The 26,582-nt window shown below is 31.5% G+C and carries 23 protein-coding genes; 7 read left to right on the top strand and 16 right to left on the bottom strand.

The window, feature by feature from the left end; translation table 11 throughout:
* Window positions 1–34 precede the first annotated feature (34 nt).
* The 3 genes from FUA22_RS11465 to FUA22_RS11475 form a co-directional block, all read right to left on the bottom strand.
* The gene (locus FUA22_RS11465) at window positions 35–1,222 is read right to left on the bottom strand and encodes a phosphoglycerate kinase (RefSeq protein ID WP_147768445.1); all 1,188 of its coding nucleotides are present in this window, start codon (window positions 1,220–1,222) and stop codon (window positions 35–37) included.
* Between the two features lie 106 nt (window positions 1,223–1,328).
* A complete protein-coding gene (locus tag FUA22_RS11470) occupies window positions 1,329–2,396 on the bottom strand; it encodes a DUF2652 domain-containing protein (protein ID WP_147768447.1) in 1,068 nt (355 codons plus the stop codon).
* Between the two features lie 91 nt (window positions 2,397–2,487).
* Complete coding sequence (locus FUA22_RS11475; RefSeq protein ID WP_147768449.1) at window positions 2,488–3,336, bottom strand: T9SS type A sorting domain-containing protein; 849 nt, start codon at window positions 3,334–3,336, stop codon at window positions 2,488–2,490.
* A gap of 150 nt (window positions 3,337–3,486) precedes the next feature.
* Between FUA22_RS11475 and FUA22_RS11480 the strand changes: the two genes are divergently transcribed.
* Together FUA22_RS11480 and FUA22_RS11485 are read left to right on the top strand one after the other, a co-directional pair.
* A complete protein-coding gene (locus tag FUA22_RS11480) occupies window positions 3,487–4,641 on the top strand; it encodes a DNA polymerase III subunit (protein WP_147768451.1) in 1,155 nt (384 codons plus the stop codon).
* Window positions 4,641–5,564 (top strand): diacylglycerol/lipid kinase family protein, encoded by a 924-nt coding sequence (locus tag FUA22_RS11485; RefSeq protein WP_147768453.1) that lies wholly within the window; start codon window positions 4,641–4,643, stop codon window positions 5,562–5,564. Before FUA22_RS11480 ends, FUA22_RS11485 begins: the two co-directional genes overlap by 1 nt.
* A gap of 3 nt (window positions 5,565–5,567) precedes the next feature.
* On the opposite strand, the gene FUA22_RS11490 is transcribed toward FUA22_RS11485, so the two are convergent.
* The 3 genes from FUA22_RS11490 to FUA22_RS11500 all read right to left on the bottom strand — a co-directional run bounded on the left by FUA22_RS11490 (window position 5,568) and on the right by FUA22_RS11500 (window position 9,488).
* Window positions 5,568–7,919 (bottom strand): TonB-dependent receptor plug domain-containing protein, encoded by a 2,352-nt coding sequence (locus FUA22_RS11490; protein ID WP_147768455.1) that lies wholly within the window; start codon window positions 7,917–7,919, stop codon window positions 5,568–5,570.
* A 71-nt stretch (window positions 7,920–7,990) separates the two neighbouring features.
* The gene (locus tag FUA22_RS11495; RefSeq protein ID WP_147768457.1) at window positions 7,991–8,920 is read right to left on the bottom strand and encodes a FecR family protein; all 930 of its coding nucleotides are present in this window, start codon (window positions 8,918–8,920) and stop codon (window positions 7,991–7,993) included.
* A 55-nt stretch (window positions 8,921–8,975) separates the two neighbouring features.
* A complete protein-coding gene (locus FUA22_RS11500; RefSeq protein WP_147768460.1) occupies window positions 8,976–9,488 on the bottom strand; it encodes an RNA polymerase sigma factor in 513 nt (170 codons plus the stop codon).
* 391 nt (window positions 9,489–9,879) lie between these two features.
* Here FUA22_RS11500 and FUA22_RS11505 point away from each other — a divergent pair, with 391 nt between their 5' ends.
* Entirely contained in the window at window positions 9,880–10,248 is a 369-nt protein-coding gene (locus FUA22_RS11505) for a DUF6438 domain-containing protein (RefSeq protein ID WP_147768461.1), read from the top strand.
* 180 nt (window positions 10,249–10,428) lie between these two features.
* Here FUA22_RS11505 and FUA22_RS11510 read toward each other — a convergent pair whose 3' ends face one another.
* From FUA22_RS11510 to FUA22_RS11530, 5 genes are all read right to left on the bottom strand, one after another.
* Entirely contained in the window at window positions 10,429–10,941 is a 513-nt protein-coding gene (locus FUA22_RS11510) for an OmpH family outer membrane protein (RefSeq protein WP_147768463.1), read from the bottom strand.
* A 228-nt stretch (window positions 10,942–11,169) separates the two neighbouring features.
* On the bottom strand, window positions 11,170–12,021 hold the full coding sequence (locus FUA22_RS11515; protein ID WP_147768465.1) for a class I SAM-dependent methyltransferase: 852 nt from the start codon (window positions 12,019–12,021) through the stop codon (window positions 11,170–11,172).
* Window positions 12,022–12,066: 45 nt separating this feature from the next.
* On the bottom strand, window positions 12,067–13,938 hold the full coding sequence (mnmG, locus tag FUA22_RS11520; RefSeq protein WP_147768467.1) for a tRNA uridine-5-carboxymethylaminomethyl(34) synthesis enzyme MnmG: 1,872 nt from the start codon (window positions 13,936–13,938) through the stop codon (window positions 12,067–12,069).
* Window positions 13,939–14,013: 75 nt separating this feature from the next.
* A complete protein-coding gene (gene ybeY / locus FUA22_RS11525; RefSeq protein WP_147768469.1) occupies window positions 14,014–14,424 on the bottom strand; it encodes an rRNA maturation RNase YbeY in 411 nt (136 codons plus the stop codon).
* Window positions 14,417–17,770: a hypothetical protein gene (locus tag FUA22_RS11530; protein ID WP_147768471.1), complete on the bottom strand. Its 3,354-nt coding sequence runs from the start codon at window positions 17,768–17,770 to the stop codon at window positions 14,417–14,419. The genes ybeY and FUA22_RS11530 overlap by 8 nt, the downstream gene beginning before the upstream one ends.
* Before the next feature lie 79 nt (window positions 17,771–17,849).
* On the opposite strand from FUA22_RS11530, the gene gltX reads away from it, so the two are divergent.
* Both gltX and FUA22_RS11540 read left to right on the top strand, forming a co-directional pair.
* A complete protein-coding gene (gene gltX / locus FUA22_RS11535) occupies window positions 17,850–19,385 on the top strand; it encodes a glutamate--tRNA ligase (RefSeq protein ID WP_147768474.1) in 1,536 nt (511 codons plus the stop codon).
* 16 nt (window positions 19,386–19,401) lie between these two features.
* Window positions 19,402–20,355, top strand: a complete 954-nt coding sequence (locus tag FUA22_RS11540) for an SGNH/GDSL hydrolase family protein (protein ID WP_147768476.1) — start codon at window positions 19,402–19,404, stop codon at window positions 20,353–20,355.
* 4 nt (window positions 20,356–20,359) lie between these two features.
* On the opposite strand, the gene FUA22_RS11545 is transcribed toward FUA22_RS11540, so the two are convergent.
* Window positions 20,360–21,043: a hypothetical protein gene (locus FUA22_RS11545; protein ID WP_147768478.1), complete on the bottom strand. Its 684-nt coding sequence runs from the start codon at window positions 21,041–21,043 to the stop codon at window positions 20,360–20,362.
* Window positions 21,044–21,117: 74 nt separating this feature from the next.
* On the opposite strand from FUA22_RS11545, the gene FUA22_RS11550 reads away from it, so the two are divergent.
* The gene (locus FUA22_RS11550) at window positions 21,118–22,044 is read left to right on the top strand and encodes an SPFH domain-containing protein (protein WP_147768480.1); all 927 of its coding nucleotides are present in this window, start codon (window positions 21,118–21,120) and stop codon (window positions 22,042–22,044) included.
* Window positions 22,037–22,561: a hypothetical protein gene (locus tag FUA22_RS11555; RefSeq protein WP_147768482.1), complete on the top strand. Its 525-nt coding sequence runs from the start codon at window positions 22,037–22,039 to the stop codon at window positions 22,559–22,561. The genes FUA22_RS11550 and FUA22_RS11555 overlap by 8 nt, the downstream gene beginning before the upstream one ends.
* A gap of 66 nt (window positions 22,562–22,627) precedes the next feature.
* Here FUA22_RS11555 and FUA22_RS11560 read toward each other — a convergent pair whose 3' ends face one another.
* From FUA22_RS11560 to FUA22_RS11575, 4 genes are all read right to left on the bottom strand, one after another.
* Window positions 22,628–22,930 carry a hypothetical protein gene (locus FUA22_RS11560; RefSeq protein WP_147768484.1) on the bottom strand — a complete coding sequence of 101 codons (303 nt, stop codon included), beginning with the start codon at window positions 22,928–22,930 and terminating at the stop codon, window positions 22,628–22,630.
* 101 nt (window positions 22,931–23,031) lie between these two features.
* The gene (locus FUA22_RS11565) at window positions 23,032–23,664 is read right to left on the bottom strand and encodes a response regulator (RefSeq protein WP_147768486.1); all 633 of its coding nucleotides are present in this window, start codon (window positions 23,662–23,664) and stop codon (window positions 23,032–23,034) included.
* Window positions 23,651–25,159: a sensor histidine kinase gene (locus FUA22_RS11570; RefSeq protein WP_170309901.1), complete on the bottom strand. Its 1,509-nt coding sequence runs from the start codon at window positions 25,157–25,159 to the stop codon at window positions 23,651–23,653. The genes FUA22_RS11565 and FUA22_RS11570 overlap by 14 nt, the downstream gene beginning before the upstream one ends.
* 197 nt (window positions 25,160–25,356) lie before the next feature.
* On the bottom strand, window positions 25,357–26,523 hold the full coding sequence (locus FUA22_RS11575; protein WP_147768490.1) for a GNAT family N-acetyltransferase: 1,167 nt from the start codon (window positions 26,521–26,523) through the stop codon (window positions 25,357–25,359).
* Between the last annotated feature and the right edge of the window lie 59 nt (window positions 26,524–26,582).

The following is a 26,582-nucleotide window of genomic DNA, read 5'->3' on the forward strand; positions in this document are numbered from 1 at the left end:
TATTTTTTATGTGAATTTGAAAACTTAATTCAAATTATTCCAAAATAGCAGCAATACCCGGTAAGGTTTTCCCTTCTAAGCTTTCTAACATTGCTCCACCACCAGTACTTACATAACTAACCTTGTCTTGGAAACCAAATTGCTTAACTGCTGCTACTGAATCTCCACCACCAACTAGTGAGAATGCTCCATTTTTAGTAGCCTCTGCAATAGAATTTCCTAATTCTATAGTTCCATTGGCAAAACTTTCCATTTCAAAAACACCTAAAGGACCATTCCAAAGAATAGTTTTAGATTGCATTACTACATCATGGAATTGTACTCTTGATTTTGGTCCTGCATCTACACCTTCCCAACCATCAGGAATTTCGTTAATGTCAACAATTTGCGTGTTAGCGTCGTTACTAAAATCGTCTGCGGCAATAGTATCAACAGGGATGTGTATTTGTACATTCTTCTCTTTAGCTTGCTTTAAAATATCTAAAGCCAATTCTTGTTTATCATCTTCGCAAATAGAATTTCCTATTTTACCACCTTGTGCCTTAACAAAAGTAAATGCCATACCACCACCAATGATTAGGTGATCTACTTTATCTAGAATATTCTCTATAATTGTAATTTTTGAAGACACCTTAGCGCCTCCAAGAATTGCTAAAACTGGCTTTTCTCCAGTCTCCATTACTTTTTTAATACTATCAATTTCTTGAGCTAATAAGCTTCCGAAGCATTTGTCTTCAGGAAAAAAATGAGCTACTATAGTTGTTGATGCATGAGCTCTGTGAGCAGTACCAAAGGCATCATTCACATAAACATCTCCTAGTTTTGAAAGCTTTTCTGCAAAGTCTTTATCTCCAGCAGTTTCATCTTTGTAATAACGAAGGTTTTCTAATAATAAAATTTGACCTGGTTCTAAACTTGCAGCAGCAGCTTCAACGTCTGCTCCAACACAATCTGGAACAAACTTAACTTCAACTCCTAAAACATCCTGAACCTTTTCTACAATATGCTTTAACGAAAACTCATCTTGAAATCCTTTGGGGCGCCCTAAATGCGACATTAAAATACAGCTTCCACCATCTTCTAATATTTTTATGATTGTTGGTTTTGCAGATACAATTCTGGTAGCATCTGTTACCTCAAAATTTTCATTTAATGGTACATTAAAATCAACACGGATTAAGGCTTTTTTATTTTCGAAATTAAAATCGTTTAGAGTCTTCATTTTTATTGTATTAACTATTTAGTCCAGCAAAAGTAACCAATAAAACAGCATAAAAAAATGCCTTTTTTCACGAAAACGTTTGAAGTAGGAAAGATTTTTTGAAAAACTAGTTTTTGGCATCAGATTTAAACGTAAATCCAGAATCAATTAAAGAAATAAGGTAATTGAAGTTTTCTAAAATGGCCTTTTTAAGTTTTTTCTTTAATAGTGGCTTCATTATAATTCTAAATGGCTTAAAATCTGCAAAAAGTTCTATATAAACTTGAGTTAAGTCAGTTTCTTTTTCTTCCAAAACAAAATAATTACTCATGCGTTTTGTAAAAGGAAAATTGGTTGTTGATTCACCATATACAAGCTGATTTTTATTGACATCTTTAGTTACAGTTGTTTGGTCAATTTCCTGATTATTAACCAAGCACTTATGTTTTAAACCTGCTCTATTAACTTTATTCTTATCGTATTCAAGTTTATTTATTCCTTTTACCCAAAGTAGTCTGTAATCAAAATTACTTAGAATTTCATAAAGCTCTAAAGCCGAAATTTTAACCTCAAGGGTTTCTTTAAGCAAGCAAGTTTTTGGAACATCTTTTGGTATAGGGTCAATCTCAGGTAGATTTTCTTTTAAATGAGATAGCTGGTTGAAAGTGAATACAATCTCGCCAAAATCGTAAGTAGCTTTTAATTTTTGTGAATTTTCATTTAAAGCTTTTACACTTTCAGTAAAAATAGCGTACTCATCAATTGGTACATCATTTTTAAGCAACCTATGAACTTGTATTACATTACTTCCGTAGGGTTTTTTTGAATCTTTAACTTTAATAAACTCTATTTCACCATAATGCACTACAAATTTAATTTTTAAATTATAAGCAGATGAGCATGCACCACAATGACAAATTCTTTGGTACTCATAACGCTTTAAATGCGAATGAAATGCCAAATACATGGCTTCTATTTGCTTCTCAATTGTGGTTACGTCAACTTCCTCTTCAAGCTTATATAAAAACAGCGCATCGCCTTCAATTTCTGCCAGCTCCAAACCCATGGTGTTACTATCAATCAAAAGTTCTAAAAGCTCAGAAATAATATGCCTACTATGGCTAATATCTGTATGATGAACAAACTCAGTAAATCCAGAAATATCTGGAATAAAAAGAATAGCGTTTTGAGTCATTTTATAAAACCTAGATTACAAATATAAATAAGAAACCGAATAACTTTAGAAGCTATTCGGTTTCTTATAATATCTCTAATTAATTAAAACTCTACTTTTTAATAATTTTTGAGGTTTGGACTAAACCATCGGCCTCTATTCTCATTAAATAAATTCCACTTGGGTAATTTGCTAAGTTTATTGAAGATTCTCTTGTATTAAGCTTTCTTCTTACTAGTTCTTTGCCTAAGACATTATAGATAGCAACTTCATCTAAAATCACATTTGCTCTAAAATTAACGTGATTTCTAGTTGGGTTGGGTCCAAAAGAAAACCCACTAATTAAGTTGTCTTTATTAGACAGGGTTGAAGTCTCTAGTTTAAAATCATCAAATCCTAAATACTCGTTACCATTTTGATAAACTACTAATCTCATTCTAACATAATCATAACCAGTAGGAATGGTAAATTTAAATTCTTTCCAGCCAACGGAATTAAAATTACCGTTAGAGCCTGTTTTAAAAACATCTTCTTTGAAATCAACGGTATTCCAATCTGTAGCATTATCGTATCTTAATTCATAATATATATAATCACCTTTATCTAAACCTATATATTGAACTTGAAAAGACAGTTCTGCTTCCATACCGCCAATATTTACTTCGTCAAAATAAAGAATATGCTCTGGCGAAGCCTGTCCTGTTTGTTGTTCAGAGTATTCATTATCTAAATCTCGTCCAGCCAAATAATTTGATCCTGAAAAAGGACCAGCTATTCTGCCATTAGCGTTGGACTGATTTCTCCAAATGTCCGTATTACCGTTGTTAGAATAAAAAGGAATATTAGACGAATAATTCCAATTATCCTCCGCTTTATCATCAAAGCCTTGCTTTGCGGATTGTGCACTTAAATAAAACGCACCCACAATAATAAATAATAATGAAATAGTAGTTTTATTCATAGCGTTTTAATGTTAAACAATTAAAAACTAATAGATTAATGAGGGACTCAAACTTATTATAAAATACTCTTAAGCCCTATTAAATTCGATAATCAACCTTTTAATTAGCTCTATTACATAAACATTTAGCTTTTCTACTATATTTGTTCTATGCTTTTTAAAGATATTTTAGGACAAAACCATATTAAAAACCACTTGACACAAAGTGTTGATAACGGTAGAATTCCACATGCCCAACTTTTTGTTGGTAAAGAAGGTTGTGGTACTTTACCCATGGCATTGGCCTATGCGCAATACCTTTTATGCGGCAACACTAGTGGAGAAAACAATACAGGAAATGAATCTTGCAATATTAAGTTTAAAAATATATCACATCCTGATTTACATTTTGCTTTTCCAGTAACAACAACAGATAAAGCCAAAAGTCATCCTGTTTCTAGTCATTACCTTGAAGAATGGAGGCAATTATTAAAAGAACAGCCTTACGGAAATTTATTTGATTGGTATAAACTGCTTGGAGTTGATAATAAACAAGGGCAAATTGGGGTTGATGAAGCTTTAGATATTATAAAAGCTTTATCTCTTAAATCTTATGAAGGCGGCTTTAAAATAATGATTATTTGGATGGCAGAAAAAATGAATGTTCCCTGCGCCAATAAACTTTTAAAACTTATTGAAGAACCACCAAATAAGACCATTTTCATTTTAATTACCGAAGATGAAGAGCAAATAATTAATACTATTAGGTCTCGTTGTCAAATTCTACATTTTCCCCCTTTGGCTGAAAACGTTATTAAGGGAGCTTTACTAAAAAATTATCAAATTGATGAAGCTGTGGCAACAAAAATTGCACACCAATCAAACGGAAACTATAATAAAGCTTGTGATTTAGTATATCATGATTCTGAAGATATTCAATTTGAAAAATGGTTTATCTATTGGATTAGAAGTGCCTTTAAAGCTAAAGGAAATAAAGCAGCTATTCATGACCTTATCTCATGGAGTGAAGATATTGCTAAAACAGGTAGAGAGACGCAAAAACAGTTTTTGCATTTTTGTTTAGATTTTTTCCGTCAGGCATTATTGTTAAATTATAATGCCTCAGATCTAGTTTACCTAGAGCCAAAAACTGAGAAATTTAAATTAGAGAAATTTGCGCCTTTTGTTCATGGTAATAATATCATGGATATTAGCAATGAGCTTCAAGATGCCATTTATCACATTGAGCGTAACGGTAATTCAAAAATTATTTTAACTGACTTATCAATAAAACTTACCCGATTGCTCCATAAAAAATCGGCATAATGGTGAGGTCTTCAAAAAAATGGTTTGTAATTATAAACCCTACTTCTGGAAATAATGCTTCCAAGAAATTATGGCCAAAAATTAAAGGTTTTCTTAAACTAAACAAGTTTGATTTTGACTTTGCTTTTACGCAATATGAAAAGCATAGTATTAAACTTGTTTATATGGCCTTAGAACTTCAAATAAAAGACATTATTTGCATTGGAGGAGATGGAACTTTGCATAATGTTGTAAACGCCATAATGACCCAAAACTACTTCTCCTCGTCAAGCATAAACGTTGGTGTAATCCCAATAGGAACCGGAAACGATTGGGTTAAATCATTTAATATCCCGAGTAATATTGAAAGTGCTATCAACGCTATAAAAAAAGACACCATTTCAACTCAAGACATAGGACGGTTTGAATTTAAAGGTGTTGGAACTCAACCAATATATTTTAATAATTTGGCAGGAGCTGGTTTTGATGGGTTTGTAGTTTCCAAAGTAAAAAAACTAAAATATTTAGGAAAAACCGCTTATCTTTTAGGAGCTCTAATAAGCATGTTTACCTTTAAAAATTTCAAATCTAATATTACCATAGGAGCTACCGAGGTGTCAGGTAAAAATTTAATGATTTTAATAGGTTTATGTAAATATTCTGGAGGTGGTATGCAACTAACTCATGCGCCAAACGCATTTGATGGTATGTTGGATATTAGTATAGCTCAAAACTTAAGTAAGATTGAAATATTAAAAAATATTACTAAACTTTTTAACGGGAAAATAACCAATTATAAAAAAGTAAAAACCTATAAGGCAGCGACCATAAATGTAGAGTTTAGTAATGATACCCCACCCTTTATCCAAACAGATGGAGAGCTTATTGGAACCGGTGATTTTAGTGTAAAAATAATCCCAAAAGCCTTTTCTTTTTATTCCTGAAAATTAAAACTCTATTCTAAAAATCAGATTTGGAGTTAACCCAATTGATGATTTATTAATCTCTCTCAATACTATATCCCCGTTTGAGTCCTGACGACTCTCATAGGTTCTGCTTAGTAAATTATTTTTATTATAAATATTCAAAAGTGAGAACCCTATTTTTCCTTTCCAATTTTCATTTTTTGAAACGTTGAATTCATAGGTAGTTGAAACATCTAACCTATGATAATCAGGTAATCTAGAGTCATTAATAACATCATATTCAATTACAGAGCCTTCTGGAGTATCAATTATTCCTACTCCTTTTGTATAGGGTATACCTGTTCTAATATTCCAGCCTAAAGAAATATTAAATTGATTCCACTCATAGGTGTGAGACCACGTAAAGTGATGTGTTATGTCAGAATTACCCGAAAATTCATTACCGCTATTAATATTATCAAAAGTGAAGTCATTATTTATAAAAGAATAACTTAACCAAGTTCTATAATTTTGGATTTTCTTTTTGACTAACAAGTCTAACCCAAAAACATCACTCTCTCCTTTAGAAAAGAAATCATTAGCCACTTCAAAGCCTAATGTAAAGGATGTTAAGCCCCTTACCTTTTTATAATAAGCTTCCAAATCAATATTCCAGCCTTTTTTATTAAATAAAAATCCTGAAGTAAATTGTGTGCTTGACAAAACTGGGATTTCTTCATCATCAGACAAAACCCATATCTGATCTTCTAAACCAAACTCTTGTGTGTTAAATTCTACAACTTGACTAACTGCCTGATGCAAATTTTCTACAGAAACTCTATATTTTAAAGAAGAGCTTAATCTAGTTTCTACCTGAACTCTAGGTTCAACATAAATTCTATCTATAACAGAAAAATAGTTTGCTCTTAACCCAGCATTTATTAGCCATTTATTAGATTTATTGTACTTATAATCAAAATAAACAGCGTGCGCATTATTTGTGCTTTCATTAGATTCATCAAAGTTTTCTTCTGGGCTTTCACTATCCATAAAACTTAACCCATAATTAACTTTATTAGAAGAAAATTGATACCCCAAACCTATAGAAGCCGACTCCCTTAATACTAAATTGGTGTCAAACGAAAGACCAAAATCGTCAATTGTATTTTGCTTTTTTAATTCATCACTAAATTCATTTGTAATATTATTGCTTCCAACATATTCTAAGTCAAATTTAGAATAGTAAGCATTAAAATCATGACTTAAAGCATTATTGTATTTATGATTCCAATTAAAACTACTACCTTGATTTGTTATTTCCAACTTATCACTAGAAGCTTCATCAAACTCCTCTATTAAAAAACCATAATCTAACTTATTGTTGGTAAACAAATTGCTAATAGAAATTTCATTATTCTCATTTGGCTTCACAACAGCCTTAAATGTAAAGTCCTTAAAATTGAAAAGATCATTAGTAGTTAATACTTCATCATCTTCAAACACTTTATTTCCATCTGATATTTTGGTTTCTTGAAAAACCCTTTGAGATAAATTTTTAAAGGTCTCTGTATTAAACATGTCTGTAATTGATCTCCTTCCAGACAATATAAAGGCGACCTTATCATTTAAAGGTGCTTTTAAAAAAACATCCGCATGAGTCATGTTTATGCCAGCTCCTCCTTCAATTTTTTGCGGAATATAATTGTCTGAAGTAATATCTATTACTCCTGATATTCTATTACCATACTTGGCTTTTGTTCCGCTTTTATAAAGCTTAATTTCATCTGTAATATAGGGATTAAAAGCCGATATAGTTCCGAAAAAATGACCAGAATGATACATTTTAATTCCATCCCAAAGAATTAAGTTTTGATCTGGAGTACCTCCTCTTATAAATAAACCAGAAGCCGTTTCTGTTGGACTCTGAACCCCAGGTAATAATTGAATGCTTTGTAATACATCTGGTTCTGTTAAGCCTGGAAGTATTCCTAATTTTTTAGGCATTAATGATATAGAAGCATCTTCATTTTTTTTACTAATTCCGGTTGTTAAATACTCCTTTATTAATATTTCCTGAAGTTGTTGTGTATCTGTAATTCTTAGGACTTTAGATTTCGCGGTATAATACCTCTTTGACACCTTTTTAAAGGAAATTGCAACCTTTTCTTCAAGGGTAAGTAAAATATCTTCAAGTAAATAATCTTGACGCTTTAAGTTTATAATTCTATTATTAACAAGCTCTGAATTATAAGAAAACTTGATTTTAAACTTCTCTTCTAAGTCTTTGAACACCTCACTCAATGAAACATTAGAGTATTCTAAAGTTACTTTCTCCTGTGATATTAAGTTTAACGAGAAAAAGAAAAATAAAAGCGCTAATACTTTGTAGTTCATTTACTAACAATTCAAAAGGGGGCTCCTAAACAGATATTTAGGGCAATATAGCTAAATTAAGGATAATTTAGTTATTCCTTTGAACTAAGTCTGATTATTCTCTCTTCCTTATCAAGTGAATAGGAAAGGTTCATAGGGGTTGAAACTGTTTTAATAGCTAAGCTTAAATCTTTATGAGTAAAAGCACCAGTAAAACGCTTATTAGAATCTATATTAGAAGTATCAAATGTAATTTCAAACTGATTTTCTAAAGCCTGCAAAACTTGCAAAATTGGCGCATTGTAAAAAGTACTTTCACCTACTAGCCAATTAGGTTCATTCAATTCAAAATTCCACTCTTCAAAATTGTTGTTTACTATTCTAACAGCTTCTCCAGGTAGAAGTACTACGTTTTTGTGCAAAGTATTACTAGTAACTCTTACTTTTCCTTCCATACATTGTACTTCAAAATAAGTGTTTCTAGAAATTACATTAAATTCTGTTCCTAATACTTCTACTACACCTTCGTTAGTAATAACCTTAAAAGTTTTGCCTTTTTCAACATCAAAAAAAGCTTCCCCCTCTAGTTCTAGTTTTCGATCAGAACGCCAATTTAAAGTCTTATAGTTTAAATGAGAATTTGCATTAAGTTTAACTTCTGAATTATCAGGAAGTACAACTGCTAATTGTTCACTAAACCCTGTATTGAAATTAGATTGCATATTCATGACATAAAATACGCCAAAAGCAATCATAACCGCAGCGGCAGCATAGGCCCAATTAGGAATTAGTTTTATTACTCTAGTCTTGGAAGTTTGGGGCTTCGCGCTAGTTTGTTCTCTTAATTTATTTAATAACGCTTGATTGTTAAAAGTAGGTGCTTTTAGTGTTTGGGACGCATCATTAATTCTTTTAAGAACAGTATAATCTTTCGAATTTTCAAATTTTTTAAGCTCCTCTGTAGAAAGTTCTCCAGAAATCCATCTAGCCAAAAAATCATCTTCTTTGATATATTTTTCCATTCTATTTAAAAAGTTCTATAATTATAAAACAGTTGATTAGGATTTTACCCTACTTTTATATTTTTCCAAATTGTTTTCTTAGCGTAACCAAAGCTAAACTCATTCTTTTTTCAACAGCTTTAATACTCACGCCAGTTATCTCAGCAATTTCAGAATATTTTTTTTTATCTATTCTACTTAACAAAAACACTTCCCTTTGTTTTTCTGGTAAGTTAGCTATAGCATCTTTAAGTTGTTGCATAAATTCTTGTTCTTCTAATAAAAACAGGGGCGTTTCATTAGTTGTTCTATTTGATAGAGTATTTTGATGTTCTAGTACAATTTTTTTATGCGCCACTTCATTTAAAAAAATATTTCGGGCCACAGTATATAAAAAGGACTTAGCCTTTTCAAAAAAAACCTTAGAGCAATTGTTCCACAATTTAACAAAAGCATCTTGAACTGTATCTTCAGCTTGCTGCTTGTCTCCGCACTTATAATAGATATAATTATATAATGTCTGGGAGTGCGCATTATATAAATACTCGTAGGTTTCTTGCTCGCAAACAGATTTGGTTTCGCTACTCATAAAAGTATTAGCTTATTTGTCAAATTTAAAAAAATTAAAGAAAGTAGGTAGGGTGTTTTAGTTTTAAACTGTTTTATATATAAACTAGGGCACTAGAGCCCCAAATAGAGTCCTAGTTTATTGCCCCAAGCCCCTTGTTTACATTTACTTACCTACAATTGTAATGGTTTAATATCGTGTCTTGCTAATATGTTTTAAGATTTGGTTGGTTAAATCTAAGAATCACATTACATGATATTATCAAGTTAGAAAACTTGAAATATGGTTGAGTTAGCTTATTTGTGTCAAAGCATATTCTCCAAATCGATATGTCTTTGCCACAAATTCGCAACTTAAAAGCTAATTATTAATTAATAGGCATTGTACTATGACTTTACTAACATCGTATTTTGTGAGCAAGAAAGAAGATTTAAAAAATACACGCGATGCAATTCTAAGTTTATCTAGAGGTAAAAGTCTAAATGGATCTCCTGTTTTTGATTTATGGATATATAGAAATGGTCAAATTACATATAATGGTATTGAAAATGTTGAGAAAATCGGCATACACAATACTTACATACCTTTAGATATAGTAAAAAAGATTAACGACTTTGTTTCAAATATAAGCCCTTTAGAAACAGGTGATACCAAAGGAAGAGATAACCCTTTGACCATCCTGAAATACAATAATAGAAAGATTGTTTTTCAATCGTCTAAGGCTAAAGGTAATTTACAAGAATTAAACGCTCTCTTAGAAAATATAGCGAATAGTATATAAGAAAACATTTAAAATGACAAATAAAAGAGAATGAGGGTTCGTACTTTTATTGTTAGCCTCTGTTAATTTAAATTAGCAGAGGTTTTTTATTTGTATAAAACCTGATTTTATCGCAAAAAAAACCCTGATTTATTTATAAATCAGGGTTTATATATCTATATATCAATCACTTAACCTGATTTACTTCTTATATTCGGTATCTAAAGCCTCTAAAATAGTTTGGGTTAAGTTATTTTCATCAGTACCATAAAGTACAGATGAGGCTCCATCACTAGTTCCTAAAATATAAGTATAGCCATTTGTTTTACCATAGTCCTTTACAAAATCTTTTACCTTAATAATTAAAGAATCTATTTCTCCTTGAAAGGCAAGAGTTATTTGTTGTTCTTCAAATTGAACTTGTTGCTGCAATAGTTGTTGTTTCTGTTGTAAACCTCCTATTAATTCCTGAGCTTTCTTTTGAGAAGATTTTTGAGCTGTTATTTGTGTTTGTTGAACTTCTAACTGGAATGCTTGACTAATACTATCCGTTTTCTTTTTAAAAGCTTCCTGTTTTCCCTGAAATTTAGTTTCTAGGTCTTTTTTCTCTTGAATTTCATTAATTAAGGTCGTATTATCAACATAACCAATTTTTTTCTCCTGACAAGATGTAAAAGCTAATATTACTAAAACAATGTAAAAAATATGTTTCATTTCTTAATTTATTAATTTCGGACAAATGTAATAAACAAAATAGATTGAAGTATTGAAATTACCCTTGAATTAATATTATAATTAAAATTTATAGAATTAAATAACTCTTATTAGAAATACTTATCAAAACAAAGGTCAAATAAAGCGTTTTAAGCGCCTTTTAAAATCTAGCTTGGTATTTCGCTGTCACTCTCCATAAACTCTAAAGAAAACTTCTGTAACAAAGTTTTATTCGTTTTTAATGACATAAATTAAAGAAGAAACTTCTTTTGAAGTAATTGCAGTAAAATTTGATACAACTCCAATTAAAAAACCTTTAATAAAATTCATTTTACCAGATTTATATTTTTCAGAAAGTAGACTCACATAAAAAGCATCAAACCACATAGGGTTAATTTTTACAACTTTCATTTCAACTTTTGAAAACAGACTAGCAATTGATTCTTCACAAAAATGCCAAAGGTGTCTAGGTACATCATAAGCTGCCCAAAATTCTTTATAATGTTTGGCATCATAACTTTTATAATTTGGTACAGCAACAATTAAAACGCCACTTGGTTTAAGAAGTTTTTTGAAAACTGTTACTTGATCATCAAGATTGGGTAAATGCTCCAAAACATGCCAAAGGGTAATAACATCAAAACTGTTTTCTTTAAACTCTAAAAGTTTTTCAATTTCATAAACGGAATTATTTGTTTTTTTATTAGCAATTTGTCTCGCCTGTTCGTTAGGTTCAATTCCAGAAACACTCCATCCGTTTTGTTGAGCTACAAGTAAAAAGTCTCCCGTTCCGCATCCAACATCTAGAATATTTTTGTCTTCAGAATTTAAGGAATTAATTAGCTTTAATTTTTGGTTTAATGCAATCTTTCTTATGTAATGATATGCTTTCTCAAACAGGTTTCGTTTAGAATCTGTATGAGAAATATAATCTTCACTTTGATAATAATCTGGTAATTTTTCATTCGAAGGTTGTGGCGTAGTTTCTAAAAATCCATGTTCAGAGTTTCGATTCAAATCAAAAGTTTCTCCTGAAACAGAATGATCTTTTACACTTAAAAAAGGAGGACTATTTTTCATTTAATACAAATGTTCCACGTGGAACATGTGAAATTCTTTTAATTATTATCGACCCATATAAACCAATAAAACTGAAATATCATTTGGAGAAACTCCACTAATTCTTGAAGCCTGAGAAACTGTAATAGGTTGTATTTTTTTCAATTTTTCACGGGCTTCAAAACTCATGGATTTAATTTTAGAGTAATCAAAATTCTCCGGAATTTTTACATACTCTAGCCTATTCAATTTATCCGCATTATTTTTTTCTTTAGCTATATAACCAGAATATTTAACTTGAATTTCTGTCTGCTCAACAACTTCTCTATCCAGATTGTTTTCCTGAATATACCCCTCTACACTTTTTACTTGTCTAATATCTTCCATATCAATATTAGGTCTAGCAAACACTTTAAATAGTTTTCCAGATTGTTTAACCACAGCAGAGTTTTTACTCTCTAAAATAGGATTAATCTCTTCCGGTTTAACACTAGTGGTCTCAAAAAAGGACACAAATCTTTTAGCTGCTTCGTGCTTCTCTTCCATTCTTCTTAATCTCTTTTCACTAGCCAAACCTAAATCAAAACCTTTTGGTGTCAACCTCAAATCAGCATTATCTTGTCTTAACAATGTCCTATATTCAGCTCGCGATGTAAACATTCTATATGGCTCTTCGGTACCCTTTGTAATCAAATCGTCAATTAAAACACCAATATAAGCCTCATCTCTCTTTAAAGTAAACACATCCTTTTCTTGGACTTTTAAACTAGCATTAATACCAGCCATCAACCCTTGAGAAGCCGCTTCTTCATATCCCGTTGTTCCATTAATTTGACCTGCAAAATAAAGTCCATTAACTAACTTAGTTTCCAAGGTGTGCTTTAATTGTGTTGGAGGAAAATAATCATATTCTATAGCGTAACCAGGTCTAAAAAATTTCACGTTTTCAAAACCAACTACTGACCGTAATGCATTAAACTGAACATCTTCGGGAAGCGAGGTTGAGAAACCATTTACATAAACCTCACAGGTATTCCATCCTTCTGGTTCAATAAATAATTGATGTCTATCCTTGTCCGCAAATCGATTAATTTTATCTTCTATGGAAGGACAATAACGGGGTCCCAAACTTTTAATTCTACCATTAAACATTGGTGATCTATCAAACCCTTCACGAAGTAAATTATGCACATCAGGACTTGTATAAGTCATGTGACAAGCACGCTGCTTTTCTAAAGGTTTAGTTATATCTAAATAGGAGAACTTTTCTGGATTTACATCTCCAGGTTGTTCAACCATTTTAGAATAATCTAAAGATCTTCCATCAACCCTTGGAGGGGTTCCTGTTTTCATTCTTCCGGAATCAAAACCTAAATCTACAAGCTGCTCCGTAATTCCTGTTGCGGCTTTTTCACCTGCTCTACCACCGCCAAAATTCTTATCACCAATATGAATAAGTCCATTCAAAAAAGTTCCGTTTGTAAGCACTACTGTTTTAGACCTTATTTCAACACCTAGTGATGTTTTAACTCCAATAACTTCATTTCCTTCAATCAGTAAACCTGAAACCATTTCTTGGTAGAAATCCAAATTATCTGTTTGCTCCAACAACAATCTCCAATCTTCAGCAAATCGCATTCTATCACTTTGAACCCTCGGGCTCCACATAGCGGGTCCTTTGGATTTATTCAGCATCTTAAACTGAATAGCAGACGTATCAGACACAATACCACTATAACCACCTAAAGCATCAATCTCACGCACAATTTGCCCTTTTGCAATACCACCCATAGCAGGATTACAAGACATTTGAGCAATGTTTTGCAGATTCATTGTAACCAACAAAGTTTTACTTCCCATATTGGCAGCTGCAGCTGCAGCCTCACTACCAGCGTGACCCGCACCAACCACAATAACATCGTAAACCTCGTTAAACATGACTTTAGATATTTAATATGTTCCACGTGGAACATCTATAATTTAAGTTTGCAAATATACGTTGAACTTTTGAATTTAAGCAAGTTGTGCTAGGTAGTGGTTTTCTTTGGCGCGCATCACCTGAGCCTCTTTATCTGATTTGTCTTTATAACCACAATAGTGCAATACGCCATGAATGATAACTCGATGAAGTTCTTTTAGAAATGTAACATTGAAATCTTTAGCATTATCCTTAACTCTTTCAATAGAAATAAAAATATCTCCCTGTATAATTTTTCCCACCGAATAGTCAAAGCTTATAATATCAGTTAAGGTGTCGTGATTAAGAAACTCCACATTCAACTTATGCAGGTATTCATCATCACAGAAAACATAATTAATCACCTCCAACTTATAACCTTCAGAAGTAATAGTACTTAAAATCCATGAAGATAAATCCTTCTCATTTTCTAAACCAAATTCCGTTTCGTAATTGAAATTAATCATCTGTTTTCTTGAAATACTCTTGAACCTTTTTTCTGTAAATTTGGCGCAAAGGTAGTGCTTGTTTATCTAAAATTTCAATAGTATTAAAATATTGTTTTGCAGTTGGAATTTGATTAGAATCATTTTTGTTAAACTGCTTTTTATTGGTTTCAGATTCTCGTTTATCGTCTTCCCCTTGTTCAAAAGTTGCATTTTCCAATTTTAACAACTGATGCTTAAGATCCATCATTTTTTGAAGGGTTTGATTCGTAAATCCCTTATTCAATAAGTCTAATTCTATATCCACCATTTTCTTAACCAACTTATCACCGCTACCACCTAGACCTTCCTTTGCAATCTTATCCTTTAAGGCTTCGCGAAGCTGCTGTTGCTGTTGATATATTTCAAACAGCATCCCTTTTAGTTCTTCATTACTTCCTTCACCTTCTCCATTAGTTTCCTTACCATCCTTACCCTTCTTTTCACCTTCCTTTCCATCTTCACCCTCCTTTGTTTCTCCTTTGTCTTGAGGCTTGCCGTCTTTGGACTTTTTCATGCCCTCTTGCAACATTTTTTGAAGCTCCTCCTGACTCATAATAATATCTGGTAATTGCATATCTCCCTTTCCCTTTCCGGGAGACATACTCATACTCTCCTGCATATTGTCCAAAACATCACTCAAAAAATCTGCCAAATTATTAGCAGCAGTAATGGCGAATTGCTGATTTGAAATACCTTGATAAAGTTGATTTTCAGCCAACAAACTAATAGCCTTATCAACATTAAAATATACCTCAGTGATTTCTTTGTTTACAGTTTCAGATAATTTAGGTTGTCTTAATGACAAAGCAAACAAGCTATCATCTATATGTTCAAAATGCTCTTTTAAGGTATGTTGTTTTCTAAGATAATTAGCAAATTTACTATGGTTAACATCTAACCTTTTGAACTCATCCATCAGACTTTCTTGGTCAAATGAAAATAACACGAGGTTATCTAAAATTTGACGAAGCATTTCCATATCCTCTTGCATTTGCTCACCTCCTGACGCGCTCATAGAGCTCTGCATACTCTTACTCATTTGTTTCATTTTTTGAGCGGCTTTCTTCTGACTTTTTTGAGCATTTTTATTGTCTTGATTATTTTGATTTTGATTTTCCTCGTTATTCTTTTCTAACTCCTCTGAAGCTTTTTGTTGTTCCTTTTTAATTTCATTTTCTTCCAACTTATCCTGAGGAATGTCAATTGGTTTTTTTAATTTGTCACTATCCTTTTTTAAGTCTTCAAGTTGTTTAGTAAATTCTTCAAATTCCTTATTTAATTCTTCTTGACTTTCTTTAGTGTTATTTTCTTCACTTTCGCTAGATAACTTTTCTTGTTCATTTGATAACTTATCTAAATCATCCGCCAATTTCTCAAGCTTCTTTTCAACATAAAAGCGTTTAGTTAATTCTAGTAACTGCTCTAAACTTCTTTTTTTATTTTTATTTTGTTTGGCAAGCTCTTCTAACTTTTTTACAAGCTCTTCTTTGTTAATTTTATCTTGAATTTTTTCAAGTTCTTTAAGTAGTTTCTCGTCTTTCTCTAACTGCTCTTCGTTTTCATCTAAACGTTCTTTTAAACTCTCTTTGAATGGGTCTTCTACATTGTCATTTTTAAATTCCTTTAAATTATCATTTAACTTCTTGTTGAAGTTCTTCATCATTTCGTCTTGTTGTTTCTGACGTTTTAAAAAAGATTCAAGCTTCTTTTTATCATTAAAATTTAATGTGGATTTTTCTTTTTGTGTTTTGGTTATTTCTTCAAGTTTTTTCTCTTGCTCTTCAAATTTATTCAAAGACTTATTAAGGTCTTCAATTGTTTTGCTTTGATCATTTAATTGCTTCTGAACCTCTTCTTTCTGTGTTCGTTTTCTGTAAGTATAGATATCGCTTTTTACACTTTTATAGTTATTAACTACGTCATTATCAAATACTTGAAAATATAAACCGTATGGAACCCCCTCTTCTATTTCCAAATTATTAGGAAATGCGCTTATAAATTCTGCTATATTTGAATTAGAAACAGGAATCCTCTCATACTGTTTATTATCCTCATTATCAGAAGGGTAATAAACCAATTGTAATTTAGTGAAACCATAATCGTCATTTGCTTGCCCTAGGAAATACAATGTTTGTAAATCAAGACTATCAACCTGCATTTTAATATTCAACTCAGGATACTGATCTTTAATAACGTCTATTCTAAATGCTAAATTCTCGTAATTCGAAAGGTTTTTGTTATTGGTGCTTAAACTGTAGTCCAAATTATTAAAAACACGTTTAGAAGCTTCAAAAAGACCTAAGTCTTCAGCGTTAAACCTAATAGTATCATCCGTAAAAAGATTTACATAATCTGTTGACTTAGTTTCAAGTTTCCAGGTGATTTGTGTTCCTTCAGGCACCAAGGCATTACCAGTACTTCTTACAACCTCATCTTTCTTTTTAGTGTGGTTAGGGTAATCTAAAAGCATTTCAAAACTCAATAAAGAAGGCGCTTCAATAATACCTAAAGTATAGGTTTTTGAAGATACACTATTGGCTGTTAATTGAAAATTAATTTGGCTTTTTGGTTGCCGGAAAATATACACAAACTCACCTAGACCAGTTTGGTGCAGAAAATACGTTTCATTGTCATATTCTATTTGAACACTTTCTGGTATAATTTCACCAGTGGCTTTCACCAATAATTTGAAGTCTTTGTGCTCTATAGTTTGTAAACTTTCATTAACCACAAAAAACTGAAATGGCGCAGGAGGCTCATAAGCTGTTTTGTAATGAACAATACGATCGTAACTTTTACTAAACCAATTCAGATTATCAGTTACAAGAGTGATTAAAAGAATTATAACAGGAATAGCAGCATACTTTAAATACTTAATATTTTGCTTAAGATTGATAGCGAGTTTAAAAGGAATTGGTTTTAATTCTATAGATTTTTGTTCAATGCTAGCTAGAAGTAACTCTGATTGCTGTACATTTTGATTCAACTGAAGGACATTCAATAACTTGTCATTTACCTCAGGAAAATGATTCCCTATAATCTTGGAAGCCTCTTCATAATTAATACCATCTTTTATCCTTAATAATTTAGCCAATGGCAGCACAATAAACTTCACTAAAAGTGCCAATTCTACAGCAATAAACAGCCAGAACAAAATGGTTCTTGCCCCTGTACCTAGCCACAAGACATATTCCACAAAAAGTGTAAACAAAAAATACAGCAAACCAATAGCAAAAAACAAAATAGCTCCTTTAAGTAGCTCATTAGTGTAATAGCGCTTAATAAAAGCTTCAAGCTTATTTCTTATGGCCTCAAAATTTTGCATAATACTAAACTACAATTTTATTTAGTACACCCTTTATAATAATGTGTTAATTGTATCTTTGCCCTCAAATATAAAAAACATGACTAAAAACGTTCGAGTGCGCTTTGCACCAAGTCCAACGGGTCCATTACATATTGGAGGTGTTCGTACCGCATTATTCAATTATTTGTTTGCCAAAAAACATGGTGGTGATTTTGTGTTACGTATTGAAGATACAGACCAAACACGTTATGTAGAAGGAGCTGAACAATATATAATTGATTCATTAAATTGGTGCGGAATCCCTTTTGATGAAGGACCTAAAAAGAACGAGAAATTTGGTCCTTACAGACAAAGTGAACGCAAAGATTTATATAAACAATATGCAGAACAACTTATTGAAAGTGGAAATGCATATTATGCTTTCGATACATCTGAACAATTAGATTTTCATAGAAAAGATCATGAAGCCAAGGGAAAAACCTTTATCTATAATTGGCACAACAGAGAAAAAGGAAGATTGGTAAACTCCTTAGTTTTAACCCAAGATGAAACACAAGCTAAAATTGATACTGGAGAAGATTACGTTATTCGTTTTAAAATGCTTGATCTTAAAACCGAAAATGAAGATGCTGTTGTCTTATGTGAAGATAAAATTCGTGGAGCAGGGATATTTAGGAAAAATATTTTAGATGATAAGATAATATTTAAAAGTGACGGCATGCCAACTTACCATCTAGCTAATATTGTTGATGACCATTTAATGAAAATTACTCATGTTATTCGTGGTGAAGAGTGGTTTCCATCACTTCCACTCCATTTTGAATTATATAAAGCATTAGGATGGGAAGCACCAGAATTTGCTCATTTACCATTGATTTTGAAACCTACCGGAAAAGGGAAATTAAGTAAACGTGATGGCGACAAATTGGGCTTTCCTGTTTTCCCATTACAATGGGAAGACCCAAAAACTCATGATATTTCTAGAGGTTATAAAGAAGATGGCTATTTCTCAGAATCGGTCGTGAACTTTTTAGCCTTTTTAGGCTGGAACCCAGGAACTGAGCAAGAAATTTTTAGTTTAGACGAACTTATTGAAGGATTCGATTTAAATCGAGTAAACAAAGCAGGCGCAAGGTTTGATCCTGATAAAATAAAATGGTTCAATCACCATTACATGCAAAAGCAATCCAATATAGAAATAGCTAAAGCCTTTAAGGAACAATATGATGCCTTAAATGATATTGATGTTAATTATATTGAATTAGTAGTTGGCTTGGTAAAAGAGCGTGCAACATTTATATCTGATCTTTGGGATTTGAGTTATTACTTTTTTAAAGCACCAAAAAGTTATGACGAAAAAGCATCTAAAAAAGCGCTAAAAGAAGGCACAAAAGAAATTCTAAACACACTAAAAGATATAATAAGTAATATTGATGATTTTACTACAGAAACGCTTCAAACAGAAATAAAAGGCTGGATAACCTCAAACGAAATTGGGTTTGGGAAAGTGATGATGCCGTTGCGTTTAGCACTGGTTGGAGCTTTACAGGGACCTGATGTGTTTGATATTATGTTTATGATTGGAAAACCTGAAACGGTTAAGCGAATTAATGCTGTAATTGACATACTATAAATCAAAACCTTTTACTATGAAGCGATTATTATTACTCCTTTTCATAACAGTATTTATTGGATGTACTAAATCTGAAACGAGAGAACTTCCGCTTCATAATAAAAAGGTATTAATCCTTGGAAACAGTATCACGCAAAATGGCAGATATGTAGATTTTATTGAATATTATTTGCGCAAAAACTACCCTGAAGAATCCTTAAATATCATAAGTGTAGGTTTATCCAGTGAAACCGCTTCAGGCGATTCTGAATCAGACCATCCTTTTCCTAGACCTTGGATTCATAACCGTTTAGACAATGCGCTAAGCTTTACCAAACCAGATTTAGTGATAGCTTGTTACGGTATGAACGACGGTATTTATTCCAATCTAAACGATACAAGATTCAACAATTACAAAAAAGGAATCAATAAACTCAAAGACAAAGTTGAAGGACAAGGTGCCAATATAATATTCCTTACTCCTACTATTTTTGATGCAGAACAAAAAAAAGAATTCTTGTTAACTGATAGCGATTCGTACTCGTATAAAACGCCATATGCACACTACAACAAAGAGGTTCTTAAAACTTATGCTAATTGGCTTTTAGAATCTCAAGATGTTCCTGTAGTAGATTTACACAGTTATTTAACAGATATTCAAACCAACTACAAAAAAGCAGACTCTACGTTTACTTTAATCCCAGATGCGGTTCACCCAAATAATATGGGTCATTTTTACATGGCGAAAAAAATATTGAATGATTTATATCCTGCAATTAAAATTGCAAATGTCTCTATTGAGTTTGAACAATTAAAAGATGATCCGTTGTTCTCTATGGTCTCAAAACGTAGATATGTTAGATCTGAAGGTTGGCGAGAATACATTGGTTATGAAAGAGGGGAAACAATAAAAACCAACGATATTACCCCAACTATTAATCAAGTTAAAGCTTTGGATAAGCAAATTAGTCTAATTTTAGAAAATAATTAGTGAATTAAAACGAAATCATGGCTCCAAAAACCAACATGTTTTGATTTCCTTTAAAATTAGATTCGCCTCCTGAAGTATCAATATCCTGACTATTAAGCTTTTTAAAAATATTGGTAAATCCATAAATATATTGAGCCCTAAGCTTAATGAATTTGTAGCCAACAGAAGCTCCTACCAAACCATTGAAATTAAATTGAGAAATAGGAGTAATATCATCAGCCATAAGATTAGTATAAGTATTTATATAATAACTTTTTTGATCCTCATTTTTTAATTCTAATTTACCATTGTATTGCAACATTGGGCCCACATCAATAGTTAAATAGCTTCCAACAACCTTTAAGTGACCCAATAAAGCCAATTGGGCAGCAAACATTTTATACTCTATAAACTCCTCTTGGCCACTAACCATATTAGGTCTTCCTGAAATTTTAAGATAATTCTCAGAAAGTTGCATACCATAACTCATGTTATACCATTTGTGGGGTAGATCTACAGTGGCCGACATTCCAAACAAAAAACCATCACTTTGTTCCGTTGTAAAATTATCGGTATCGATATCTAATTTAGTAATTCCACCAAAAATTCCCATGCCATTTGTAATGTCATATTTTTTGGGTTGAGCATAACTTTTTGTAACAAAACCTAGTATGATAGCTACTAATAAAGTAAGTTGTATATTTTTCATTGATTTTTAGTTATGTGGGCAAATATAACTTAAATTAGTAACTCATTATTTTTAACCATTATTTTTAATAAACCATGAACTTCTTCTTAATTCCTATTATTATTTTATCAGTTATTATATTAATTTCTGCAGTCTTTATTGTAAAACAACAAACCGCAGCTATCATTGAAACCTTTGGTCGATACAGCAATGTTAGGCAATCAGGTTTACAATTTAAAATTCCTTTAGTTCAAAGAATTGCTGGTAAACTAAGTTTAAAAATTCAACAACTCGATGTTATTATAGAAACTAAAACCTTAGATGATGTGTTTGTGCGTTTAAAAGTTTCTGTACAATATAAAGTAATTAAAGACAAGGTTTACGATGCTTTTTATAAACTAGACTATCCCCATGATCAAATAACCTCATATGTTTTTGATGTAGTACGTGCGGAAGTGCCAAAAATGAAATTAGACGACGTATTCGTTAAAAAAGATGATATTGCTATTGCAGTTAAAGCTGAATTGAATGATGCTATGGTTGATTATGGTTATGATATTATAAAAACACTTGTAACTGATATCGACCCTGATGCACAAGTTAAAGAAGCCATGAATAGAATTAACGCTTCTGAACGTGAAAAAATAGCAGCTCAGTTTGAAGGTGATGCTCAACGTATTTTAATTGTTGAAAAAGCAAAAGCTGAAGCAGAAAGCAAACGTTTACAAGGGCAAGGTATTGCAGATCAGCGTAGAGAAATTGCACGTGGTTTAGAAGAGTCTGTTGAAGTACTAAATAGAGTTGGAATAAACAGTCAGGAAGCTTCTGCTTTAATTGTAGTAACACAGCATTATGACACCTTGCAGTCTTTAGGTGAAGAAACAAACAGTAACCTAATTTTATTGCCTAACGCACCACAGGCTGGAAGCAATATGCTAAACGATATGGTTGCTAGTTTTACAGCAAGCAATCAAATTGGTGAGGCTATGAAAAATCAAAGTAAGAAAAAAGACAATGAATAAACTATTTAAAACCTTAGTGATCCTGCTAATGATTAGCGGGATTTCTTATGCCCAAACTACAGAAGCATCAAAAGAAGGAGCTTTAAGAGATGCTAAAACAACCTCTGAAGCCACTCTTAAAATGGATTTTGAAACTGTATTAAAATATACCTATCCACCTGTATTAGGTTTAATGGGAGGCAAAGAAAAGGCTATTGAACTTCTTACAACAACTTTTGACACTATGAAAGAACAAGGATTTGTTTTTGAAAAAGCTGATGTTGTTGCAGTTTCTGATGTGGTTTTTGAGCAAGACCAATACCGTTGTTATGTTGAAGGTTATAACCAAATGACCATGTCTGGAATGCGTATAAAGTCTAAAAGTTATTTACTAGGTATTTATAACGCTGAAAACAAAATATGGAATTTTATTGAGGCAAAACAGTTAAAGAACCCTGCTTTAAAAGATATGGTTTTACCAGATTTTATAACTGCTTTAGAAATTCCTGACGACGAAACTACAACAGAACAATTGTAATATAATTTCTGATAAACCTAGAAGTAAATAACAAAAGCACCAAATTTGGTGCTTTTGTTATTTTAACTATTGTGTTTTTCGCCAAGGTTTATAATTTTTATACGCTGGTCCCATTAACTTAGATCTATTTGAACCATAAGTTATTGGCATATGTTTTTTTTCAGAATTATCTCTCCAAGGCTTATAGTTTTTAGAAGCTGGACTTTTCAATTTAATTTCGGAAGAAACATTATAAACCAAAGTAGGTAGGCTTTTGTTTAACCAAGGCTTATAGTTTTTAAATGCAGGACTCTTAAGCTCACTTTTATTCTGTGCAAAAACCCCAAAAGACACTAAAATAATAGCTAAAGTAAAAACTAGTTTTCTCATACTTCCTCTTTTTAAAATTTACACAAATTTACATAAGGAAAGAGGTAATTAGACTTATATGAAATCACCTAATTATTATCCGTATAAATACGGATGCTTAATTATATAAGTTTCATTTTCACAGCTTTAATAATAAGTTCCGCAGTGTTCTTTACATTTAGTTTTTTAAGGATATTAGAGCGGTGAGTTTCTATAGTTCTTGCACTAACATAAAGCATAGATGCAATCTCTTTAGTTGTATTACCCTTTGAAATTAACTCCAAAACCTCTGTTTCTTTTTTGGAAAGTACATTTTCACTTATGGTACTATCAGACATATAATCAATCATTTTTTCTGATATTTTAGGGCTAAAGTGCTTTTTTCCTTTGCTAACTACTCTAACAACCTTAATAAGCTCATCTTGATCCGTGTTTTTTAAAAGGTAACTGTATGCGCCCATTCTAGCACACTTAGCAATATAATTACCCTCATCATGCATTGATATTATAATAGGTTTTACAGAGGGGGTTAAATCTTTTATTTGATCTAATACTTCAAACCCATTCATGTTTGGCATAGATATATCTAATAATACAATATCAATGTCTTGATTGTTTTTGTAGTATTCAATAAACTCAATACCATCACTTACACAACCAACAACATCAATATCATTATACTTCCTTAATAGCTCCTTTAAGCCATTTCTAAATAACTCATGATCATCAGCTATAACTAGTTTAATTGTTTTCATTTTCTATTGGTAATTCTATTTCGAAAGTAGTGCTTTTAGGTTTTGAATCAATCTTAACCTTTCCGTTACAGATTTCTACTCGCTCCTTTATATTAATAATACCAGAGCCTAATACAACACTGCCTGTATCAAACCCCTTACCATCATCAAAATAGAATAATGAAATAAAATCATCAAATTCTGATAATGTAATTCTTATATTTTGGGCATTTGCGTGTTTGAGTGTATTGTTTATCAGCTCCTGGGTTATTCTAAAAATATTAATTTCCTGATTTTTTGTAATCCTACCACCTTTCTTCTTTAATAAATCTTCAAACTCTACTAAAATTCCTGATGTATTATTAATGTTGGTACAGTAATTTTTTAAGGTAGCTCCAACACCAAAATCATCTATAGTTGTAGGCATTAAAGCATTTGACATGATTCGTACTTCAGAAATTGTCTCATCAACAATTCCCGTCATTTCTTGTAATAAAGATTTGCTCTCAATCTTATTATCTATACAAAATTTCAATGACGTTAATAGTGGCCCTAAGCCATCATGGAGCTCTCTAGAAAGTCTTCTTCTTTCATTCTCTAAACCATCAACAAGCTGTCTTTTGGTATTTAATCTATTAAGTCGTTCGTTATATCTAAATTCTTTTAATTTGTCTCGCATTTTCACCAAACTTTTACCTAAAGAATCATTATTGCTTTTCGGAATATAATCAGCATTTAAATTCATTTCTCCAATTTCTTTAGAAAAGCTTACAGCGCCTTGTAGTGCTCTTTTTAAATTATCAAGAACATTAAACATTTCTTTTATTTCATTAGAATTGTTGACAAATTTATCTGTCTCCCTGTAGTTTCCATCAGCCATAATTTTAAGACTGTTTTTCATGTTTAAAATTGGGTTTGCAATAATCCTTGTAAAAAATAATGAAATAAAACTAGCAATAACCATAATTAATACGGTTAACCCCATAAGCCTTCTTTTTAGGCTCCTTAAAGGTGCTTCTACCTCATTTTTATCAATCTCAGAAAGTATGGCTAGTTTGATATTTTGTATTTCTATGAGACTATATACCCCATAAACATCAACTTTTCTATAATCTTTATATAATCCTTTTCCCGATTTACCATTAAACGCATTTACCACTCCTTTGGTTTTAACAGTGATATCATTAGGGATAGAATCTTTAAAAAACCGCGATTGGGTACGCATCCTATAGTTTTCACCTACCAAATAAGATTCTCCCGTCTCTCCCATTCCTGTGCGCTCTAACAATATGCTCATTATTTTGTTATAAGGGATAGTTTTTAATTGGGATACGCCATTTTCTACATCAACCAAACCAATTGATAGTTCACTATTAATATCGTACTCAGTTAAATCGTAAATACCTGTTTCAAAATCTTCATTTTTAGGTAATATAAGTTTTGAACTATCATTTAAAGGTGAAATACTTGGTATATTAATAAAATCATTCCATTCTGATTGTATTAACCGCTCCAACTGAATTTGCTTAAGGGTTTTAATTGAGTCTAACTGTTGTAGAATTCGATCTTGTAAAACACTTGAAAACTGGCTATAGAATATTATTGATAGCATTACAACCACCAAAAAAACCAAACTGTTTATAATAACTAATATGAGAGACTTTAAGCTAATAATCTAGGGTGTTATAAATTATTACACCTTCAAATATAACACTAATTGGATTTATTAAACGGATGCCTTTCTTCCCACTTTCTCATAGGGTTCATATATTTCACTATACATTTTAAAACCGTGTTAGCAATAAAACTATTAGTGTGCTTTAAATAAACATGCATAGTGTTTGGTTTTGCACCAATAGAGCTTTTAATTTCCATGGCTGTTCTTGCAAAAACCACTGTTTTGAAATTATTCTCTATACCAAAGCAAGCCATATTAAAAAGCATATTTAAATACATTTGGTATTTGTGCTGCAGCTCTTTGTTATAGCCTAAAAAATAGGTTTCTAAAGCTTCATTATTAAGTATTAATGTATAAAAACCAACCAAGTCTTCATTTAAAAAATACCCAAAGACTTTGAAATTATGTTTCAAGCTTTTCTTTAAACTTAAAAAATGACTTTCAGATAACTTAAATGAATTTACCCTGGCATTATCAGAAACATTTTCATATAGCTTAAAAAGGTGTTTAGAATTCTTTTTAACATAGTTTTCATCTAGCTCCTTACAGGTAAGTTCGGCACTCTTTTTTCGTGCCGTTTTATAGCGTCTTCTGTATTTTTTATTGAAATCTGAAATATAGTTTTCAGTAGTTTCCCACGAGTCTAATACATTAAACATCATATTTGGTTGAACCTGAATTTTATAAAGATTTTGTTCTTTAAAAAATCCCGAACTATTATGAATAGGGTCATCTTCAAAATAATCTTTAAAAGCAATTATGCGAATCTTTTTATTGAATTTCTCCTTAATTTCAATAGTTAATTCATCTATTGCTTTTTGAATTATAGATAAGAAATCATCTTGTGAGATTTTGTTTGAATCAAAACAAATGCCGTGTTGCCCAGTATGCATTAAGTTACCAATAACTAGGGCATTTCCTTTTATTATTTTAGAGACTAATTGTTTACCTGTTTGCCTAATTTTACTGTTAGATGTTCGTCTAAAAATATCATCTAAATACATTTGTACACGTTGGATTACAGAAATACCAACAAGTTTTTCTTCTTTAAAAACAGCTACATAATATGAGGTAATATTAATTGGAGTAGCCCCCTCGAGTCCTTTTAAAAATTCGGTTCTTAAAAAAATATCCTCACATGGAAAATTGTCCCACGCTTCAGGTAGCTCATTACAAGCACGATATATTTTATAATCTATCAATAGAAAAGAAAAAGACCGAAGTTAAACACCTCAGTCTTTGTTTATGTTAAATAATTACA

The sequence above is a fragment of the Seonamhaeicola maritimus genome, assembly GCF_008056315.1.
GTDB lineage: Bacteria > Bacteroidota > Bacteroidia > Flavobacteriales > Flavobacteriaceae > Seonamhaeicola > Seonamhaeicola maritimus.

Excerpts from the sequence above, each read along its gene's own strand:
- FUA22_RS11515 (WP_147768465.1), bottom strand. The coding sequence starts at position 12,021 with ATGAAAAATAGTCCTCCTTTTTTAAGTGTAAAAGATCATTCTGTTTCA.
- FUA22_RS11560 (WP_147768484.1), bottom strand. The coding sequence starts at position 22,930 with ATGAGAAAACTAGTTTTTACTTTAGCTATTATTTTAGTGTCTTTTGGG.
- FUA22_RS11540 (WP_147768476.1), top strand. The coding sequence starts at position 19,402 with ATGAAGCGATTATTATTACTCCTTTTCATAACAGTATTTATTGGATGT.
- FUA22_RS11480 (WP_147768451.1), top strand. The coding sequence starts at position 3,487 with ATGCTTTTTAAAGATATTTTAGGACAAAACCATATTAAAAACCACTTG.
- FUA22_RS11495 (WP_147768457.1), bottom strand. The coding sequence starts at position 8,920 with ATGGAAAAATATATCAAAGAAGATGATTTTTTGGCTAGATGGATTTCT.
- FUA22_RS11500 (WP_147768460.1), bottom strand. The coding sequence starts at position 9,488 with ATGAGTAGCGAAACCAAATCTGTTTGCGAGCAAGAAACCTACGAGTAT.
- FUA22_RS11475 (WP_147768449.1), bottom strand. The coding sequence starts at position 3,336 with ATGAATAAAACTACTATTTCATTATTATTTATTATTGTGGGTGCGTTT.
- FUA22_RS11555 (WP_147768482.1), top strand. The coding sequence starts at position 22,037 with ATGAATAAACTATTTAAAACCTTAGTGATCCTGCTAATGATTAGCGGG.
- FUA22_RS11485 (WP_147768453.1), top strand. The coding sequence starts at position 4,641 with ATGGTGAGGTCTTCAAAAAAATGGTTTGTAATTATAAACCCTACTTCT.
- FUA22_RS11470 (WP_147768447.1), bottom strand. The coding sequence starts at position 2,396 with ATGACTCAAAACGCTATTCTTTTTATTCCAGATATTTCTGGATTTACT.
- gltX (WP_147768474.1), top strand. The coding sequence starts at position 17,850 with ATGACTAAAAACGTTCGAGTGCGCTTTGCACCAAGTCCAACGGGTCCA.
- FUA22_RS11565 (WP_147768486.1), bottom strand. The coding sequence starts at position 23,664 with ATGAAAACAATTAAACTAGTTATAGCTGATGATCATGAGTTATTTAGA.
- mnmG (WP_147768467.1), bottom strand. The coding sequence starts at position 13,938 with ATGTTTAACGAGGTTTACGATGTTATTGTGGTTGGTGCGGGTCACGCT.
- FUA22_RS11510 (WP_147768463.1), bottom strand. The coding sequence starts at position 10,941 with ATGAAACATATTTTTTACATTGTTTTAGTAATATTAGCTTTTACATCT.
- FUA22_RS11530 (WP_147768471.1), bottom strand. The coding sequence starts at position 17,770 with ATGCAAAATTTTGAGGCCATAAGAAATAAGCTTGAAGCTTTTATTAAG.
- FUA22_RS11545 (WP_147768478.1), bottom strand. The coding sequence starts at position 21,043 with ATGAAAAATATACAACTTACTTTATTAGTAGCTATCATACTAGGTTTT.
- FUA22_RS11465 (WP_147768445.1), bottom strand. The coding sequence starts at position 1,222 with ATGAAGACTCTAAACGATTTTAATTTCGAAAATAAAAAAGCCTTAATC.
- ybeY (WP_147768469.1), bottom strand. The coding sequence starts at position 14,424 with ATGATTAATTTCAATTACGAAACGGAATTTGGTTTAGAAAATGAGAAG.
- FUA22_RS11550 (WP_147768480.1), top strand. The coding sequence starts at position 21,118 with ATGAACTTCTTCTTAATTCCTATTATTATTTTATCAGTTATTATATTA.
- FUA22_RS11490 (WP_147768455.1), bottom strand. The coding sequence starts at position 7,919 with ATGAACTACAAAGTATTAGCGCTTTTATTTTTCTTTTTCTCGTTAAAC.